At 61.7% G+C, this 18,698-nt stretch carries 12 protein-coding genes and 2 tRNA genes; 3 read left to right on the top strand and 11 right to left on the bottom strand.

The genetic code is table 11. The annotated features are described in order from the left end of the window. Positions 1-123: 123 nt before the first annotated feature. Positions 124-1,170: an NAD(P)-dependent alcohol dehydrogenase gene (locus U0004_RS14910; RefSeq protein ID WP_034787320.1), complete on the bottom strand. Its 1,047-nt coding sequence runs from the start codon at positions 1,168-1,170 to the stop codon at positions 124-126. A gap of 180 nt (positions 1,171-1,350) precedes the next feature. Here U0004_RS14910 and U0004_RS14905 point away from each other — a divergent pair, with 180 nt between their 5' ends. Next, positions 1,351-2,313, top strand: a complete 963-nt coding sequence (locus tag U0004_RS14905) for an AraC family transcriptional regulator (protein WP_070259776.1) — start codon at positions 1,351-1,353, stop codon at positions 2,311-2,313. On the opposite strand, the gene U0004_RS14900 is transcribed toward U0004_RS14905, so the two are convergent. Further along, the gene (locus U0004_RS14900) at positions 2,295-5,867 is read right to left on the bottom strand and encodes a hydantoinase B/oxoprolinase family protein (RefSeq protein WP_070259774.1); all 3,573 of its coding nucleotides are present in this window, start codon (positions 5,865-5,867) and stop codon (positions 2,295-2,297) included. The genes U0004_RS14905 and U0004_RS14900 overlap by 19 nt on opposite strands. Before the next feature lie 132 nt (positions 5,868-5,999). Between U0004_RS14900 and U0004_RS14895 the strand changes: the two genes are divergently transcribed. Further along, on the top strand, positions 6,000-7,544 hold the full coding sequence (locus U0004_RS14895; protein ID WP_070259772.1) for a bifunctional ADP-dependent NAD(P)H-hydrate dehydratase/NAD(P)H-hydrate epimerase: 1,545 nt from the start codon (positions 6,000-6,002) through the stop codon (positions 7,542-7,544). Positions 7,545-7,652: 108 nt separating this feature from the next. On the opposite strand, the gene U0004_RS14890 is transcribed toward U0004_RS14895, so the two are convergent. Continuing rightward, positions 7,653-8,405, bottom strand: coding sequence for an ABC transporter ATP-binding protein (locus tag U0004_RS14890; protein WP_070259770.1), 753 nt, complete (start codon positions 8,403-8,405; stop codon positions 7,653-7,655). A 55-nt stretch (positions 8,406-8,460) separates the two neighbouring features. On the opposite strand from U0004_RS14890, the gene U0004_RS14885 reads away from it, so the two are divergent. Beyond that, positions 8,461-9,093: an arylesterase gene (locus tag U0004_RS14885; protein ID WP_034787626.1), complete on the top strand. Its 633-nt coding sequence runs from the start codon at positions 8,461-8,463 to the stop codon at positions 9,091-9,093. Positions 9,094-9,276: 183 nt separating this feature from the next. On the opposite strand, the gene U0004_RS14880 is transcribed toward U0004_RS14885, so the two are convergent. The 8 genes from U0004_RS14880 to tig all read right to left on the bottom strand — a co-directional run bounded on the left by U0004_RS14880 (position 9,277) and on the right by tig (position 18,586). After that, a complete protein-coding gene (locus U0004_RS14880) occupies positions 9,277-11,202 on the bottom strand; it encodes a SurA N-terminal domain-containing protein (protein WP_070259836.1) in 1,926 nt (641 codons plus the stop codon). A gap of 410 nt (positions 11,203-11,612) precedes the next feature. Beyond that, positions 11,613-11,689, bottom strand: a tRNA-Asp gene (locus U0004_RS14875). A 17-nt stretch (positions 11,690-11,706) separates the two neighbouring features. Next, positions 11,707-11,783: transfer RNA gene (locus tag U0004_RS14870), tRNA-Asp, on the bottom strand. Positions 11,784-11,908: 125 nt separating this feature from the next. Then, complete coding sequence (locus tag U0004_RS14865; RefSeq protein WP_010398442.1) at positions 11,909-12,181, bottom strand: HU family DNA-binding protein; 273 nt, start codon at positions 12,179-12,181, stop codon at positions 11,909-11,911. A gap of 204 nt (positions 12,182-12,385) precedes the next feature. Then, positions 12,386-14,797: an endopeptidase La gene (gene lon / locus U0004_RS14860; RefSeq protein WP_034787304.1), complete on the bottom strand. Its 2,412-nt coding sequence runs from the start codon at positions 14,795-14,797 to the stop codon at positions 12,386-12,388. Positions 14,798-15,073: 276 nt separating this feature from the next. Further along, a complete protein-coding gene (gene clpX / locus U0004_RS14855) occupies positions 15,074-16,342 on the bottom strand; it encodes an ATP-dependent Clp protease ATP-binding subunit ClpX (RefSeq protein ID WP_034787303.1) in 1,269 nt (422 codons plus the stop codon). A 200-nt stretch (positions 16,343-16,542) separates the two neighbouring features. Beyond that, a complete protein-coding gene (gene clpP, locus U0004_RS14850; protein ID WP_369811567.1) occupies positions 16,543-17,160 on the bottom strand; it encodes an ATP-dependent Clp endopeptidase proteolytic subunit ClpP in 618 nt (205 codons plus the stop codon). Positions 17,161-17,245: 85 nt separating this feature from the next. After that, complete coding sequence (tig, locus tag U0004_RS14845) at positions 17,246-18,586, bottom strand: trigger factor (protein ID WP_070256539.1); 1,341 nt, start codon at positions 18,584-18,586, stop codon at positions 17,246-17,248. Between the last annotated feature and the right edge of the window lie 112 nt (positions 18,587-18,698).

Genomic DNA, 18,698 nt, shown 5'->3' with positions numbered 1-18,698 from the left:
GGATGATTTGGTGGGGATGTCGGATTACGCTCTGCGAGCTAATCTGACCTACCGGAACGCTGGATATGCGTAGGTTGGATTAGCGCAAAGCGCGTAATCCAACAAACACAGGCGCGCCGGGTGTTACAGCGACGCCATGTCAATCACAAAACGATATCTGACATCGCTTTTGACCACGCGCTCGAACGCCTCATTGATATCCTGGATGCGGATGATCTCGATGTCCGACACAATATTGTGCTTGCCGCAGAAATCCAGCATTTCCTGGGTTTCCTTGATCGAACCGATCATGGAGCCGGACAGGCTGCGGCGCGCGCCCACCAGGCCGAAGGCGCTGATCGGCGGCACGGCGCCGTCCGGGATGCCGACGATGACCATGCTGCCATCGACCTTCAGCAGGTTGATGTACTGGTTCCAGTCGATGGACGCGCCCACCGTGCAGATGATGAGGTCAAACGTGCCGGCCAGTTTGCTGAACGTTTCCGCATCGTTGGTGGCATAGTAATGATTGGCGCCCAGGCGCAGGCCATCTTCGCGCTTCGACAGGGTCTGGCTCAGCACCGTCACTTCGGCGCCCATGGCGTGGGCGATTTTCACGCCCATGTGGCCCAGGCCACCCATGCCGAGGATGGCGACCTGCTTGCCAGGGCCCGCCTTCCAGTGGTTCAACGGCGAATACAGGGTGATGCCGGCGCACAGCAGCGGTGCGGCCGCGTCCAGCGGCAGGTTGTCGGGAATCGACAGCACATAGCCCTCCTTGACGACGATGCTGTCCGAGTAACCGCCCTGCGTGGCCGTCTTGCCGTCCGCTTCCAGGCCATTGTAGGTCTGGATCAGGCCGGGCATGTACTGCTCCAGGTCCACGTTGCGCGTCTTGCAGGTGGTGCAGGAATCGACGAAGCAGCCCACGCCCACGTGGTCGCCCACCTTGAACTTGCTGACGTTGGCGCCAACGGCCGTGACGACGCCGGCGATTTCATGGCCGGGCACCATCGGGAAGGCGGCGCCGCCCCATTCGTCGCGCGCCTGGTGGATGTCGGAATGGCACACGCCACAATATTTGATCGAGATGGCCACGTCGTCTTCGCGCGGGGCGCGGCGCTCGAACGTGAACGGTTGCAGTGCGGAAGTCGGGCCCAGTGCGGCGTAGCCTTTGGCGATGGTGGTCATGAAAACTCCAGTATCTATATGTGTGTGACGAGGGGGTGACGCGTGCCGTGCATGCGATTGCACAAGTGTGCCCGAGATACCCGGCTGCCGTTATCGCGATCCTGCAAGACCTTTGCACGATCCTCCAAATCTGCGTAAGATCAGCCCCTGCCCTTTCCTACCTGACGCATACTGGCCCACATGTCCACCCTGCCCACACCACTCCCGCCGCAAGATGAAATCGCCGCCCTGATCAGCCGCCACGCGCCGCGCACGGGCGACTACACGACGGCCATCGGCAACCTCACCTTCCACCGCCAGTCATCCGTCACGGAATCGCTGTTCCATGCGGCGCGCCCCAGCGTGGCCATCATTGCGCAAGGGGCGAAGGACGTCACCCTGGGCAGCGAAACCTTCCACTACAGCCGCATGCAGTATCTGCTGACCTCCGTCGACCTGCCGGTGCAGGTGCGCGTGGTGGAGGCGAGCGTCGACAAACCGCATCTGTGCGTGGTGCTGGGCATCGACATCGCCGACGTGGCCGCGCTGCTCGACAGCGAAAGCAGCAGCGCAAGCGCGGCGCAGCAGAAAATCCTGCCCGCCACGCGCGGCATTTCCGTCAGCGACGTGTCGGCCGAGCTGCTCGACGCCATGCTGCGCCTCGTGCGCCTGCTCGACAAGCCGGGAGAAATCGCCACGCTGGCGCCATTGATCCGCCGCGAGCTGACCTACCGCCTGCTCAATGGTCCTGTCGGCGCGCGCCTGCGCCACATGGCGCTGGCCAGCAGCCAGTCGCACCAGGTGGGGCAAGCCATCGACTGGATCAAGCACAATTATTGCGAACCGCTGCGCATCGAGCACCTGGCCGGCATGGCGAACATGAGCATGTCGTCGCTGCACCACCACTTCAAGGCGATCACGGCCATGACGCCGATGCAGTACCAGAAGCTGCTGCGCCTGCAGGAAGCGCGGCGCTTGATGCTGGTCGAGCAGATCGACGCGGGCACGGCCGGCTACCGCGTCGGCTACGCCAGCGAATCGCAGTTCAGCCGCGAATACAGCCGCCAGTTCGGCCGCGCGCCCATGCGCGACGTGGGCCAGGTGCGCGCGCAGCTCAGCGGTTCCAGTGCCAGTGCCGACATGGCCTATTCCGTCTTGCCGTAACCGCCGCCGCCCGGCGTCTCGATGACGAACACGTCGCCCGCCAGCATACCGGTCTTGCCGATATGCGCCAGGTGCTCCACCGTGCCGTCCGCCCGCTCCACGTAATTGCGTCCCAGCGCGCCCGCCTCGCCGCCGTCCATGCCGAAAGGCGGATGGATGCGGTTGTTCGACAGGATCGCCGCCGTCATCGGCTCCAGGAAGCGCACCCGGCGCACGCCGCCATTGCCGCCGTGCCAGCGCCCCGCCCCGCCCGATCCGGCGCGGATGCTGTAGCTGTCCAGGCGCACGGGGAAGCGCCACTCGAGGATTTCCGGGTCCGTCAGGCGCGAATTGGTCATGTTCGTCTGCACCACGTCCGTGCCGTCAAAACCAGGGCCGGCGCCCGAGCCGCCCGATATCGTCTCGTAATACTGGTATTTGGCGCTGCCGAACGTGAAATTGTTCATCGTCCCCTGCGAGGCGGCCATGGCCCCCAGCGCGCCATACAGGGCGTTCGTGATGCAGGTCGAGGTTTCCACGTTGCCCGAGACGACGGAGGCCGGATACTGCGGGTTGAGCATGGAGCCGGGCGGGATGATCACGGTCAAAGGTTTCAGGCAGCCCGCGTTCAAGGGAATCTCGTCGTCGACCAGGGTACGGAACACGTACAGCACGGCCGCCATGCAGACGGCGGACGGCGCATTGAAATTGTTCGGCAGCTGGCTTGAGGTCCCCGTAAAGTCGATGACGGCGCTGCGCCGCGCCACGTCGACCTTGATCGCCACCTGGATGCGCGCGCCGTTATCGAGGTCCAGCGCGTAGCTGCCATCCTTCAAGGTCGTGATGACCCTGCGCACGGCTTCCTCGGCATTGTCCTGCACGTGGCCCATGTAGGCTTGCACGACGGCGTGGCCGAAATGCGCGACCATCTTGTGCAGTTCCTCGGCCCCCTTCTGATTGGCCGCCACTTGGGCGCGCAGGTCGGCCAGGTTTTGCCGGGGATTACGGGCCGGCCAGCTGGCGCCCGCCAGCAGGGACAGTGTTTCCGCCTCGCGTAACAAACCCGTGGCGCCGTCGACCAGCTTGAAATTGTCGATCAACACGCCCTCTTCCTCGATGCGCGTGGAGTCGGGCGGCATGGAACCGGGCGTGGTGCCGCCGATATCGGCATGGTGGCCGCGCGAGCCCACGTAGAACAGGATGGATTCTCCCTTTTCATCGAAGACGGGCGAGATCACCGTCACGTCGGGCAAGTGCGTGCCGCCGTGGTACGGGTCGTTCAGCATGTACACGTCGCCCGGCCGCATGGCGCCTGCATTGCGCGTCATGACCGTGCGGATGCTCTCGCCCATGGACCCCAGATGCACGGGCATGTGCGGCGCATTGGCGATCAAATGGCCTTGCGCATCGAAGATGGCGCAGCTGAAGTCGAGCCGCTCCTTGATGTTGACGGAATGGGCCGTATTTTGCAGGCGCAGGCCCATCTGCTCGGCAATCGACATGAACAGGTTGTTGAAGATTTCCAGCATCACGGGGTCCGCATTGGTCCCGATGGCGTGCCGCTCCGGCAAGGCGGCGACCCTGCGCAAGATCAAATGCCCATGCGCCGTGACGTCCGCGCGCCAGCCCGGTTCGATGACGGTGGTGGCATTGGCGTCGCTGACGATGGCCGGTCCATCGATGGCATCGCCGGGACGCAGGCTGTCTGCCGCATACAGGCCGCTTGGCCGCCACGCTCCGGCGCAGTACATGTCCACCGTCTGCAGGGGCGCCAGCGCGCCCGCGCGCGCCGCATGGACCGGCTCGGCCGGCTGCGGCGCATCGGATGCGCCGAGGGCTTCCACGGAGATCGCCTCGACGATCAGCGCGCGCGCCGGCATCAGAAAGGAAAAGCGTTTTTTATACGCCGCTTCGAACTGCGCCTGCATGCTGGCGACCGTATCGAACAGCACGACGAGGGCCGAATCCGTGCCTTCGTAGCGCAGGTGCACGCGCGACACCAGCGCGATGCGCTCCCCTGCCACGCCCTGGCGCAGCAAGTCGCCCCGCGCCAGTTCGCCCAGTTGCGCGAAAGCGCCAGCGAGATCCACACCCAATACCGCCTCGATGGCCTGTTCGCGCATGGCGCTCTGGTCGGCCAGGCCCATGCCGTAGGCCGACATCACGCCAGCCAGGCTGTGGATGAACACCGTGCGCATGCCCAGCGCGTCGGCCACCAGGCAGGCGTGCTGGCCGCCCGCGCCGCCAAAGCTGGTCAGAGTGTATTCCGTGACGTCGTGGCCGCGCTGCACGGAAATCTGCTTGATGGCGTTGGCCATATTGCCCACGGCGATGGCGATATAGCCTTCGGCCACCTGCTCCGGGGTGGAGCTCACCGTGCGCGCCAGCGCCTCGAACTGGGCCCGCACCGTGGCCACGTCCAGCGCTTCGTTCGCGTCGGGGCCGAAAACCCGGGGGAAGAACGCGGGCTGCAGCTTGCCCAGCATGACGTTGCAGTCGGTGACGGCCAGCGGGCCGCCGCGCCGGTAGCTGGCGGGGCCGGGATTGGCGCCCGCGCTGTCCGGCCCCACCTTGTAGCGGGCGCCGTCGAAATGCAGGATGGAGCCGCCGCCCGCGGCCACCGTGTGGATGCTCATCATGGGTGCGCGCATGCGCACGCCGGCGATCTGCGTCTCGAACACCCGTTCGAACTCGCCCGCGTAATGCGACACGTCGGTGGACGTGCCGCCCATGTCGAAGCCGATGACTCTATCGAAACCGGCCAGCGCGCTGGCGCGCACCATGCCGACGATGCCGCCCGCGGGACCGGACAGAATGCTGTCCTTGCCCTGGAAGGCGCGCGCATCCGTCAAGCCGCCGTTCGACTGCATGAATTGCAGGTGCACGCCGGGCAGCTCCATCGCCAGCTGGTCGACGTAGCGGCGCAGGATAGGCGACAGATAGGCATCGACCACCGTGGTGTCGCCGCGCGCCACCAGTTTCATCATGGGGCTGACCTCGTGCGACACGGACACCTGCGTGAAACCGGCCTCGCGCGCCAGCTGCGCCACCCGCGCCTCGTGCGCGTGATAGCGGTAGCCGTGCATCAGCACGATCGCAATGGCGCGCACGCCGCGCGCATAGGCCTGGTCCAGCGCGGCCTGCGCGGCCGCCTCGTCGAGCGGCATCACGACGTCGCCATGGGCGCCCACCCTTTCATCGATCTCGATCACGTCGCCGTACAGCAGTTCGGGCAGGATGATCTGGCGGGCGAACAGCTGCGGGCGGTTCTGGTAGGCGATGCGCAAGGCGTCGCGAAAACCGCGCGTGATGGCCAGCACGGTGGGCTCGCCCTTGCGTTCGAGCAGCGCATTGGTGGCGACCGTCGTGCCCATCTTGATGGCGCCCACCTGTTCCACGGGCAGCGGCGCGCCAGGCGCAAGGCCCATCAGCTGGCGCATGCCGGCCAGCGCCGCGTCGCGATACTGGCCCGGGTTTTCCGACAGCAGCTTGAAGGTGGCCAGGCTGCCGTCAGGACGGCGCGCCACGATGTCCGTAAAGGTGCCGCCCCGGTCGATCCAGAATTGCCAGTCCATCGCCTTGCCCCCGCGCTTATGTGAGATGGCTATTGTAGCCGCCAAACAGGGACGCGTTTCAGGCGTGCGCGCCTTGCCTTTCGACCGCTTCGGCCTTATGTTGAAAACATGCTGACTAACGGAACACGCTCCATGCCCCTGATCGACTCTGCAACACCGCTGTACTCCATCGCCGAACTGCGCGCCATCGAACAAGCGGCCATGCAGGACCTGCCGCAAGGGCTGCTGATGCAGCGCGCGGGCCAGGCTGCCGCCAGTACCGCCCTGAAGCTGCTGCACACCCAGGAAGATGGCGACGGCGCGGGCCACCGGCGCGTACTGGTGCTGGCCGGCCCCGGCGACAACGGCGGCGACGCGCTGGAAGCGGCCGCGCACCTGGCCGGCAGCGGCACCGAGGTGCTCGTCTGGCTGGCGCCCGAGGCGCAAGCCACGTCGCCCGAGCGCGAACAGGCGCTGAGCCGCGCGCGCAACAGCGCCGCGCGCTTCATGGAAGCGGCAACTTCGATGGCGTCTGCGGCAGTGGGCGCGGCGCCCTGGCACCTCGTCATCGATGGCCTGTTCGGCATCGGCGCGTCGCGTCCCCTGGACGGCGAATGCCGCGACATGGCGCAGCTGGTCAACAATCTCGATTGCCCCGTGCTGGCGCTCGACGTGCCCAGCGGCCTGCACGCGGACACGGGCGCCATCGACGGCGTCGCCATCCGCGCCACGCATACGCTCACCTTCATCGGCGACAAGCCGGGCCTGCACACGGCGAATGGCCGCGACCATGCGGGGGAAGTGGAAGTGGCGGCCCTGGCCATAGCCCCTGCCCTGCTGCCCGCGGCGAAGGCGCAGCTGGGCGGCCTGCACCTGTTCGCCCGCCAGCTGCAGCCACGGCGCCAGAATACGCACAAGGGCAGCTACGGTAGCGTGGCCGTCATCGGCGGCGCGCAAGGCATGGCCGGCGCGCCCATCCTGGCCGCCCGCACAGCCCTGCATGCGGGCGCGGGACGCGTGTATATCGCGTTTCCCGACGCACCGCCCGCCTTCGACAGCGGCCAGCCGGAACTCATGTGCCGGCACGCCAAGGACGTGGATTTCTCGGGCCTGCACTTCGCGGCCCTGGTGGCCGGCCCCGGCCTCGGCGACAAGGCCGATACGGTGGAACTGCTGCAGCGTGCCATTGACAGCGACAGCCCCCTGCTGCTGGACGCGGACGCGCTGAACCTGATGGCGGCCGAACCGGAGCTGCAATCGGCGCTGGCCGTGCGCACGGGTGCGGGAGCGACGATATTGACGCCGCATCCGCTGGAAGCGGCACGCCTGCTCGACATGACGGTGGCCGAAGTGCAGGCCGACCGCCTGGGCGCGGCGCGCCAGCTGGCCACGCAGCTGGGCGCGATCGTGGTATTAAAAGGTTCGGGCACGGTGATCGCCGCGCCCGACGGCCAGGTCGTCGTCAACAACACGGGCGGCCCCGCGCTGGCGACGGCCGGCACGGGCGACGTGTTGTCCGGCCTATGCGGCAGCCTGCTGGCGCAGCGCTGGCCCGAATGGGAGGCGGCGCTGGGCGCCGTCTGGCTGCATGGCGCCGCCGCCGATGCGCTGGTGGCGGCAGGCAGCGGCCCCATCGGGTTGACGGCGGGGGAGCTGATCCCGGCCATACGCAAGTTGATCAATGCCTTGTCGGCATAAGCGTATGGCGTGGGTGCGTTGGATTACGCTGCGCTAATCCAACCTACACCTCGGAGGTCGGGTAGGTCGGATTAGCGGAACGCGTAATCCGACAAACACGCGCAACAATCACACCAATCGGCCCGCCGCAATCGTGATGGTGCGGCCGCAGCGGGCCGCGATCGAGCTGTCGTGCGTGACCAGCACCAGGGTCGAGCCGCGTTCGCGGTTCAGTTCGAACATCAGCTGGATCACGGCCTCGCCGGTGGCCGCATCGAGGCTGCCCGTCGGTTCGTCGGCGAACAGCAGCGGCGGTTCCGTCACGAACGCGCGGGCCAGGGCCACGCGCTGCTGCTCCCCGCCGGACAGGTATTTCGGATAGTGTTTCAGGCGGCTGCCCAGGTTGACTCTGCCCAGCATGGCTTGTGCCTTCTCTTTCGCATCCGGGTCGCCGCGCAATTCCAGCGGCAGCATGACGTTCTCCAGCGCCGTCAGGTGGGCCAGCAGCTGGAAGGACTGGAACACGAAACCGAGCTTTTCCTTGCGAAAACCGGCGCGGCCGTCTTCGTCGAGGGCGAAGATATCCGTGCCATCGAGGATGACCTTGCCCTCGCTGGGCGTGTCCAGGCCCGCCAGCAAGCCCAGCAAAGTCGACTTGCCGGAACCGGAGGCGCCGACGATGGCCAGCGTCTCCGCCGTTTGCACGGTAAAATCGACTTGATGCAGGATGGTCAGCTCACCATCGGCATCGGGTACGCGCTTGGCCAGCTGGACCACTTCGATGGCCGGCTGGGCATTTTGGCTGTGGGGTGCGGCGGGCCGCTGGGCCGCTGCTTCTGACGGGAGAAAACTGGTGGAAGTCGCTTTAGGGAATTCGGGCATGCTGATCTATCTTAAAAAATTTCGTGAACAAATAAGTGTCAAGGGCAGCAGCCGCATGCGGCGGCGCACGCTGTCCCTGCTTCCTGCGGCAGCCCTGCTGCTGGTATCGAGCATGACGAACGCCTATTCTGCACCAAAAACGCTGCTGGTGCTCGGCGACAGCCTCTCGGCCGAGTATGGGCTGGCACGGGGCACGGGCTGGGTGGCGCTGCTGGAACAGCGGCTGCAGGCGCAAAAGAACGATACGCGCATCGTCAATGCCAGCATCAGCGGCGAGACCACCAGCGGCGGCCGCGCGCGCCTGCCCGCCCTGCTGTCCAAGCACCAGCCCGATGTCGTGCTGATCGAACTGGGCGCCAACGACGGCTTGCGCGGCTTGCCCGTGGCGGCGGCCGAAGCGAATCTGCGCGCCATGGGTGAGGCGGCCAAAAAATCGGGCGCGCAGGTGGTGCTGGTGGGCATGCGCATGCCGCCCAACTATGGCCGCGCCTACGGCGAACAGTTTTACGGCGTATACGGCAAGCTGGCCAGGGAATGGAAGGCGCCGCTGGTGCCCTTCATGTTCGAAGGCATCGCCGACCAGCCGCAGCTGTTCCAGGCCGACCGCATGCACCCGAATGCGCTAGCCCATCCAACCATCCTGAAAAACATCTGGCCACAGCTGGCGCCGTTGCTGAAAGCTAAGTAAACCAGTGTACCGAACACCTGATAAAACTGTAGCGAGCGGAAGTGAATTGTGGATGAGAAGCGGAACTGTGCTTTAGCACAGTGAGCATCGCAAGACGCAAGTCACGACGCGCAGTAAGTTTTAGCAGGTGTTCAAAAAAATAGCCGCTTGAGAGCGGCTATTTTTATGCGTGGAAACTAAATCTTACGGTGCTTCCGGCGCTGGGGTGGCTGGGGCGGTGACCGGCTTGACGATCTTCACCTTGGCCTTGGCTTTCAGGTACTCGACATAATTGAACATTTCCTGTTGCGCCAGGATGCCGCCGATCTGGTCTTTCTCTTGCTGGCGGCGCGCCGCGTCCACTTGCTCCGGCTGCTGCACCTTGGCAATGCGGTAGATGCCGTAGCCCAGGGCTGGCAGGTCCACGCCCACATAGGCTGGCAGCTTGCTCGTGTCCGCTTTCATGACTTGCGCGATGGCGGCACGGTTGATGCCGTCCAGCTTGCTGCGCGATACCCATTGCGCCGCGCCGAAACCCGTCGCATCGCCGGATGCCTTCAAGGCTGCCAGCTTGGTCTCGCCCGCTTTCTTGGCCAGCTTTTCCGCTTCTTCCAGGGTCACGCGCTGACGGATCATCGCTTCGACTTCGGCCAGCGGACGCTTGGTCGCCGGCTTGAATTCCACCACGCGGCCGGCGATCAGCACGTTCGGCGCAACGGTCACGGCTTCCGTGTTGCGCTTGTCTTTCAGCGAATCGTTCGAGAAGATGGCCGACAGGAACTTGGCATTGTTGAACGGCGCCTTGCCCAGTGCTGGCGACGGCGTGCGCGACAGGTTGGCGACGGTTTCCACTTTCAGTTTCAGCTTGTCGGCCACCGGCTTCAGGCTGTCCGATTGCTCGTAGACCGTGTTGGTGAACGTTTCCGCCATTTCCGAGTATTTCTTGGCGGCAAATTGCTTGCGCAGATCCGCCGTGATTTCGCCGCGCACTTCATCCAGCGCACGCACGTGCTGTGGCTTGAGCGAGGTGACGGTCAGGATGTGGAAGCCGAAATCGGAAGCGACGACGTCGCTGATCTCGCCTTGCTTGAGTTTCGCGACAGCGCTCAGCAGCGGTGCCGGCAAGCCATCCTTGCCAATCACGCCCAGGTCGCCGCCCTGCTCTGCGGACGCCGGATCTTCCGACTTGGCTTTCGCCACGGCGGCAAAGCTGGCAGGCGTCTTGCGCACGTCGGCCAGGATGGCTTCGGCCTTGGCCTTGGCGGCTGCCTTGTCGGCGGCCGAGGCGTCTTTCTTGACGGCTACGAGGATGTGGCTGGCCTGGCGCGCTTCTTCCGTCGTGTAGGCTTTCTGGTTCTTCGCGTAGTAGCCGGTCACGTCGGCGTCGGTGACGTCGACTTGCTCGCCGGCGGCGCTGTCGTCCAGCACGACGTATTCGACCTTGGCTTGTTCCGGGATTTCGAAGAACTTGCTGTTCTTGTCATAGAAAGCCTTAATCATGGCGTCCGTCACTTTGACTTCCGGCACGTACTGGGCGATCGGCAGCAGCAGTTCCTGCACTTCGCGCTCTTCCGAAGTGATGTCGGACAAACGCTTGGAGACGGTGCTCGGCGCGAAGGCGGTGCCTTGCACGGCGCCGGCCAGTTGCTGCAGGGCCAGGTCGCTGCGGCGGCGCGCATCGTACATCTGCGGCGTCATGCCTTGGGCTGCCAGCATGGCCTTGTAGCGTTCCAGGTCGAATTTACCGTCCGGCAAGGTCAAGCCCGGGATTTCCAGCACTTCCTTTTGCAGCACGGCATCGCTGATGACCAGGTGGCTACGGCCCACTTCGGCGGCCACGGCGCGCTCGGCGATCAGGTTGTCGAGGATGCTCTGGCGTGCTTCCGGCGTGTCAAACATTTTCTGGTCGAACTGCTCGCCCATCATCTGGCGGTAGCGGTCGATCTGCTGGCGTTGCGCTTCTTCATATTGCTGCTGCGTAACGACCTGGTCGCCGACCTTGGCGATGGTGTTCGCGCCATCGCCGAAGCTTTGGTAGCCGCTGATACCGACCAGTGCAAAAGACGGGACGATGACCAGCATCAAGAGAAACTGCATCAAGCGTCGATGGGTACGAATAAATTCAAACATGGTCAGCCAATTCGGGATGAGTGGATCACTATAAAAAAAGGCGAACATGCGTTCGCCTTGATTTCTTCGGCGGAATGGACGGGACAGATGTCCACTTCCCCTTTAGATTCAACAACTTGGCGCTGGAACTAAAGCAGGATTCTGACGCCCAAGCCATTATCTCCTGATTCTACAATGCCCATAGCGCTATAGCAAGAGTAAATCAGGGCGCGCGCCCTGCCCTGGCGGCGCATGGCCGGCCAGGCGACAGCCTGGACATTAAACCTGGCAAAGCTTAAAGCGGATTTAAATGCGCGCGCGGGCCATTCGGAAAAGCATGGCGGCAGAATTAAAACGAGGGGGGCAAAGATAATCGGGCGCATAAAAGAAAAACCCGCGCTACTTATTCAGCAACGCGGGCTTCTATATTCTGGCGGAGCGGACGGGACTCGAACCCGCGACCCCCGACGTGACAGGCCGGTATTCTAACCAACTGAACTACCACTCCTTAAGAGCGTATTTTTTTGGCGGAGCGGACGGGACTCGAACCCGCGACCTCCGACGTGACAGGCCGGCATTCTAACCAACTGAACTACCACTCCGAAAAATACACAGTACTACTTGCATTTGTATCCAGGGTTGCGATTCAAAGAACTTCAACCCTGAAATCGCGGCACCCGAAGGCGCCGCCAAATGTTTCCGGTGATTGTCACCTCACCGAAGTCCGTTAGTTTACAGCATCCTTCAAAGCTTTACCAGCTTTAAATTTTGGAACTTTTGCAGCTTCGATCGTGATCGCTTCTTTGGTACGCGGATTGCGGCCGGTACGCTCAGCACGTTCGCTGACCGAGAAAGTGCCAAAACCAACCAGCGTCACGCTGTCGTTGTTTTTCAAAGTTTCCGTCACGCCGCCGATAACAGCGTCGAGTGCGCGCGCAGCGGCGGCTTTGGAAATGTCAGCTTTTTCAGCAATGTGGTCGATCAATTCAGTCTTGTTCACTAGCATCCCCAATTACAAAGGTATAAAACGTTTACCGTATCGTTGCGGCACTTTTGGCACCACAGCTGTCCGGCGAAAAAAATGTGCAGGCGTATTAAACAAGCCACACTGTATATGTGTCAAGCGCTTTGGGGGCGCAATTCACGTTTCAATATAAAACAAGCGCTCTAAAAGCGCTTGTTTGGGGAAAACAGGGGTAAAACGTTAGTGTTTTACTACCTCGCCGGCCGCGTCAGGCTTGGCCGCGGCAGCCGTGACAGCCTCCACCGCAGCGACGTCCGCCAACGCTTCAGGCATGCGTTCGAGGGCGATTTCCAGCACTTTGTCGATCCAGCGAACGGGAACGATCTCCAGTTTGTTCTTGACGTTGTCCGGAATATCGGCCAGGTCTTTCACATTCTGCTCTGGAATCAGGACCGTCTTGATGCCGCCGCGATGCGCTGCCAGCAGCTTTTCTTTCAGGCCGCCGATCGGCAATACTTCGCCGCGCAAGGTGATCTCGCCCGTCATCGCCACGTCGGCGCGCACGGGGATGCCCGTGAATACCGACACCATCGCCACCGTCATGGCCGCGCCAGCCGAAGGACCGTCCTTCGGTGTCGCGCCTTCCGGCACGTGGATGTGGATGTCGCTCTTCTCGAACACGTCCGCCTTGATGCCCAGGCGCTGTGCCCGGCTGCGCACCACCGTGCGGGCTGCCTCGATCGACTCTTTCATGACGTCGCCCAGCGTACCCGTGCGGATGATGCCGCCCTTGCCCGGCATCGACACGGCTTCGATAGTCAGCAGATCGCCGCCCACTTCCGTCCATGCCAGACCGACCACCTGGCCTACCTGGTTTTCTTTCTCTGCGACACCAAAATCATAACGGCGCACGCCAAGGAATTTATCCAGGTTCTTCGAGTTGACGATGACCTTCTTGTCGGATTTCTTCAGCAGCAGCATCTTGACCACCTTGCGGCAGATCTTCGACACTTCACGCTCGAGCGAACGCACACCGGCTTCCCGCGTGTAGTAGCGGATGATGTCGCGCAAGGCCGACTCGGCCACCGAGATTTCCTCTTCCTTCAAGCCATTGTTCTTGATCTGCTTCGGCAGCAGATAACGCTGCGCGATGCTGGTCTTTTCGTCTTCCGTGTAACCGGACAGACGGATCACTTCCATGCGGTCGAGCAAGGCTGGCGGAATATTGTACGAGTTCGACGTGGCCACGAACATCACGTCGGACAAGTCGAAATCGACTTCGATGTAATGGTCGGAGAACGTGTGGTTCTGTTCCGGATCGAGCACTTCCAGCAGGGCCGACGATGGATCGCCACGGAAATCGGCGCCCATCTTGTCGACTTCATCGAGCAGGAACAAAGGATTGCGCACGCCGACTTTCGACAGCGATTGCAATATCTTGCCCGGCATCGAGCCGATGTAGGTGCGGCGGTGGCCGCGGATCTCGGCTTCGTCGCGCACGCCGCCCAGGGCCATGCGCACGAACTTGCGGTTCGTCGCGCGGGCGATGGACTGGCCCAGCGAAGTCTTGCCGACGCCCGGAGGACCGACGAAGCACAGGATAGGCGCTTTCAGCTTGTCGACGCGCTGTTGCACCGCGAGGTATTCCAGGATGCGTTCCTTGACCTTGTCGAGGCCGTAGTGGTCGCCCTCGAGCACTTTTTCCGCATTCGCCAGGTCGTTATTGACCTTGGATTTCTTTTTCCAAGGCAAATTGACCAGGGTGTCGATGTAGTTGCGCACGACGGTGGCTTCGGCCGACATCGGCGACATCAGCTTGAGTTTTTTCAGCTCGTTGGTGGCCTTGTCGAGCGCTTCCTTCGGCATCTTTGCCGAAGCGACTTTTTTCTCCAGCTCGTCGAGGTCGGCGCCATCTTCGCCCTCGCCCAGTTCCTTCTGGATCGCCTTGACTTGCTCGTTCAGGTAGTACTCGCGCTGCGACTTTTCCATCTGGCGCTTGACGCGGCCGCGGATGCGCTTTTCCACCTGCAGGATGTCGAGCTCGCCTTCGAGCTGGCCCAGCAGGTGCTCGAGGCGCTTGGCCACGCTGAAAATTTCCAGGATGACTTGTTTTTGCTCAAGCTTCAGCGGCAGATGCGCGGCAACCGTGTCGGCCAGGCGGCCGGCATCGTCGATGCCCGACAGCGAAGCGAGGATTTCCGGTGGAATCTTTTTGTTCAGTTTGACGTACTGGTCGAACTGCTGCACGATCGCGCGGCGCATGGCTTCGACTTCCGACTCGTCGCCCGGCTCGGACTCGAGCGGCGTCAGGTCGGCGATGAAGTGCGTCGGCGCATCGCTGATGTGGTTGATACGGGCACGCTGCGCGCCTTCGACCAGCACCTTGACGGTGCCATCGGGCAGCTTCAGCATTTGCAGAATATTGGCAACGCAGCCAATTTCATAGATATCCGAAGGAGACGGCTCGTCCTTCGCGGCTGCTTTTTGAGCGGCAAGCATGATGCTCTTGCCCTGCTCCATCGCAGCTTCCAGCGCCTTGATCGACTTTGGACGGCCAACGAACAGCGGTATCACCATATGCGGGAAAACGACGACATCCCGCAACGGCAATAACGGCAGTTGAGTTTGCTCAGTTAATTTGGAAGTTGTCATGGCGTACCTTATAGAAAGCGTGTTTACGATGTTGGCGCTCGCTGCCAAAACACAAGACCGGCGAGAATAAATAATTCTGTGAAACAAACATTTTTCTGTCTATTTCGCAAAACACACCCGCATGACGGTAATAAATGCAGTTTTCACAGTAAAAAAGCCACGCGCAGCTAAGCGCCGCGAGTGGCTTTCCGATTGAAGCCTGCACTCATTGATTTAAATTGTACTGCCATGCATTAAGGAATCAAAACCCTTTTTATGCATTTGTCTCGGCAGTAATCAATTTTCTCCGGAGGCCTTGGCAGTCTCTTGATAAATCAACAAAGGTTTGGCGCCGCTGGTGATGGTATTTTCGTCGATGACGACTTTCACCACATTTTGTTCGCTCGGCAGTTCGTACATGACGTCCAGCAAAGCATGTTCCAGGATGGAACGCAGGCCACGGGCACCGGTCTTGCGCGCCAGCGCCTTCTTGGCGATCGCATGCAAGGCGGCCGGACGAATCTCCAGTTCCGCGCCTTCCATCTCGAGCAGCTTCGAATACTGCTTGATCAGCGCATTCTTCGGCTCGACCAGGATCTGGATCAGCGCCTCTTCCGTCAATTCAGCCAGGGTGGCGATGACGGGCAGACGGCCGACCAGTTCCGGGATCAGGCCGAACTTGACCAGATCTTCCGGTTCCGCTTGCAACATCAGTTCGCTGGCCGTGCTTTGCGACTTGCTGCGCACCGTGGCCGAGAAGCCGATGCCGCTCTTTTCGGAACGGTTGGCGATCACTTTCGACAAGCCATCGAAGGCGCCGCCGCAGATGAACATGATGTTGGTCGTGTCGATCTGCACGAAATCCTGGTTCGGGTGCTTGCGGCCGCCTTGTGGCGGCACGGAAGCCATCGTGCCTTCGATGAGTTTCAACAAGGCTTGCTGCACGCCCTCGCCCGACACGTCGCGCGTGATGGACGGATTGTCGGACTTGCGCGAAATCTTGTCGATCTCATCGATGTAGACGATGCCGCGCTGGGCTTTTTCGACGTCATAGTTGCAGCTTTGCAGCAGCTTCTGAATGATGTTTTCCACGTCTTCACCCACGTAACCGGCTTCGGTCAGGGTGGTGGCGTCGGCGATCACGAACGGCACGTTGAGCATGCGCGCCAGGGTCTGTGCCAGCAGGGTCTTGCCCGAACCGGTAGGACCGACCAGCAAGATGTTGCTCTTGGCCAGTTCGATGTCGTCTTTCTTGCCCAGGTGCTTGAGGCGCTTGTAATGGTTGTACACCGCCACCGACAGGATGCGCTTGGCAGTCTGCTGGCCGATCACGTACTGATCGAGCAAGGCGGCAATTTCTTGCGGCGTCGGCAGGTCGGATTTGGTACCGGTCACCGTCTCGATGCTCGACGTTTCATCACGGATGATGTCGTTGCACAAGTCGATGCACTCGTCGCAAATGAATACGGACGGGCCGGCGATGAGTTTCTTCACCTCGTGCTGGCTTTTGCCGCAGAACGAGCAATACAGTAATTTTTCGCCGCTAGAGGATTTTTTGTCTGACATAAGGCATTTTGGTTGGAACTGCATTAACAATATTGCAAAATCGCAAGCCGGATGATGGTTGCTGCCCGTAAAGGCCGCTAGCCATGGCGCAAGTCAACAACGCGCACAAGCTCCATGCTACCCGAAATAAAAGCGAAACGCCCGAACGTTTGAGCGCCCGGGCGTTAACTTACGTACTTAGCAATACCGGTAGGGGCTCATCAAGCGCGGCTGGTCAACACTTTGTCGATCAAACCATACTCAACGGCCTCGTCGGCGGACATGAAACGGTCGCGGTCGGTGTCCTTGGCGATCTGTTCGATCGTCTGGCCCGTGCGCTCGGCCATGATGCCGTTCAAGCGGGTGCGCAGGTAAAGGATTTCCTTCGCCTGGATCTCGATATCGGACGCCATGCCTTGCGAACCACCGGACGGCTGGTGAATCATGATGCGCGAGTTCGGCAGCGAGAAACGCTTGCCCTTGGCGCCAGCGGCCAGCAGGAAAGCGCCCATCGAAGCAGCCATGCCCGTGCACAGGGTCGAGACGTCCGGCTTGATGAACTGCATGGTGTCGTAGATGGCCATGCCGGCCGAGACCGAACCACCTGGCGAGTTGATGTAGAGCGAGATTTCCTTTTCCGGATTTTCGCTTTCCAAGAACAGCAGCTGGGCGACAACCAGGTTGGCCATCTGGTCATTGACCGGGCCGACCATGAAAATCAAGCGTTCTTTCAGCAGGCGCGAGTAAATATCATACGAGCGCTCGCCGCGACCGCTTTGTTCCACCACCATCGGCACCAGGCCGAGCATCTCTGTGTCCAGCGCCGGATTACGGTTCATACCTGTCATTTCATTTCCTTGTGAAGCAGTTAGGGGATGCCGCCACTACCTTGCGGCAAGAGCCGGCACCCGGATACCAACTGGTTTACGCTTGTGCGTTGCTTCCCATCAGTTCGTCGAAAGCAACTGCTTTCGTCGTGACTTTCGACAGGCCCAACACGTAAGTGACGACGTTTTCTTCCAATACAAGGGCTTCGATCTCGCCCAGACGACGACGGTCGCTGTAGTAGTACTTCAGCACTTCGCGTGGATCTTCGTAGCTTTGGGCGAAATCTTCGATTTGCGCCTTGACTTGCTCAGGCGTAGCCTGCAGCTTGTTGTCGCCAACCAGTTGCGACAGGATCAGGCCCAGGCGTACGCGACGCTCGGCTTTTTCTGCGAACAGTTCTGCTGGGAAAGGCACGTCCTTGACGTTCATGCCGCGCTGCGCCATGTCCTGGCGGGTCATTTCGGCCAGGCGCTCGGAATCCTGAGCGATCAGCGTTTTTGGCACTTCCAGCTCAGCAACTTTGATCAGCGCGTCCATGACGGCTTCCTTGTTGCGTGCTTTTACGCGGCCAGCGACTTCGCGTTGCAGGTTGACTTTGATGTCTTCGCGCATTTTGGCCAGGTCGCCATCGGCAACGCCCAGCGACTTTGCGAATTCGGCATCGACTTCCGGCAGGTGCGCCCATTCCAGCTTTTGCAGGGTGATGGTGAACGAAGCGGTTTTGCCGGCAACGTCCTTGCCGTGGTAGTCCTCTGGGAACGACAGTGGGAAAGTCTTCGACTCGCCTACTTTCAGGCCCAGGGTCGCTGCTTCGAATTCTGGCAGCATGCGGCCTTCGCCCAGCACGAAAGCGTAGCCTTCAGCTTTGCCGCCTGGGAATTCAACACCGTCGATCGAGCCGACGAAGTCGACGGTCACGCGGTCGCCGTTGGCAGCGATCGGCTCACCGCCGTCGCCGTGTTCGCCAGCTTCGCCCTTGGTGTGGAAGTGCACGCGCTGCTTGCGCAGGATGTCGATGGTCTTGTCGATTTCGGCTTCCGACACGTCGGCTTGCACGGTTTCGATTTCAACGGCCGTCAGGTCGCCGATGGCGACTTCCGGATACACTTCGAACGTTGCGTCGAAAGCCAGCTGGCCTTCGGCTGCTTCTTCTTTCGGCACGATGTTCGGGAAACCGGCCACGCGCAGATTGTTTTCGTTGGCGGCGTCGTTGAACGCGCGGCCGACTTTGTCGTTCAGCACTTCGGATTCAATTTGGTAGCCGTATTGTGCTGCGACCATTTTCAACGGCACTTTGCCCGGACGGAAGCCCGGTGCCTTAGCCGTACGGGCTTGCACTTTCAGGCGCTTCTCAACTTCCGTGCGGACGTCCGTCAGCGGGAAGGAGATCGTGATACGACGTTCGAGTTTGCCCAAGGTTTCGACTGCAGTTGCCATGTAAAAAATCGTCCAAAAAATAAACACTGTTGGTGCGAGAAAAGAAGACCCGACCCCTTGCGCCATCACTGGCAACAAGACATGGGTCCAGCTTCACTCGCTCGCATATTCA

It is taken from the genome of Janthinobacterium lividum (genome assembly GCF_034424625.1).
Lineage (GTDB): Bacteria > Pseudomonadota > Gammaproteobacteria > Burkholderiales > Burkholderiaceae_D > Janthinobacterium > Janthinobacterium lividum.
The sequence above is the reverse complement of the archived record's forward strand: the minus strand, read 5'-3'. Positions and strand labels throughout refer to the sequence as shown.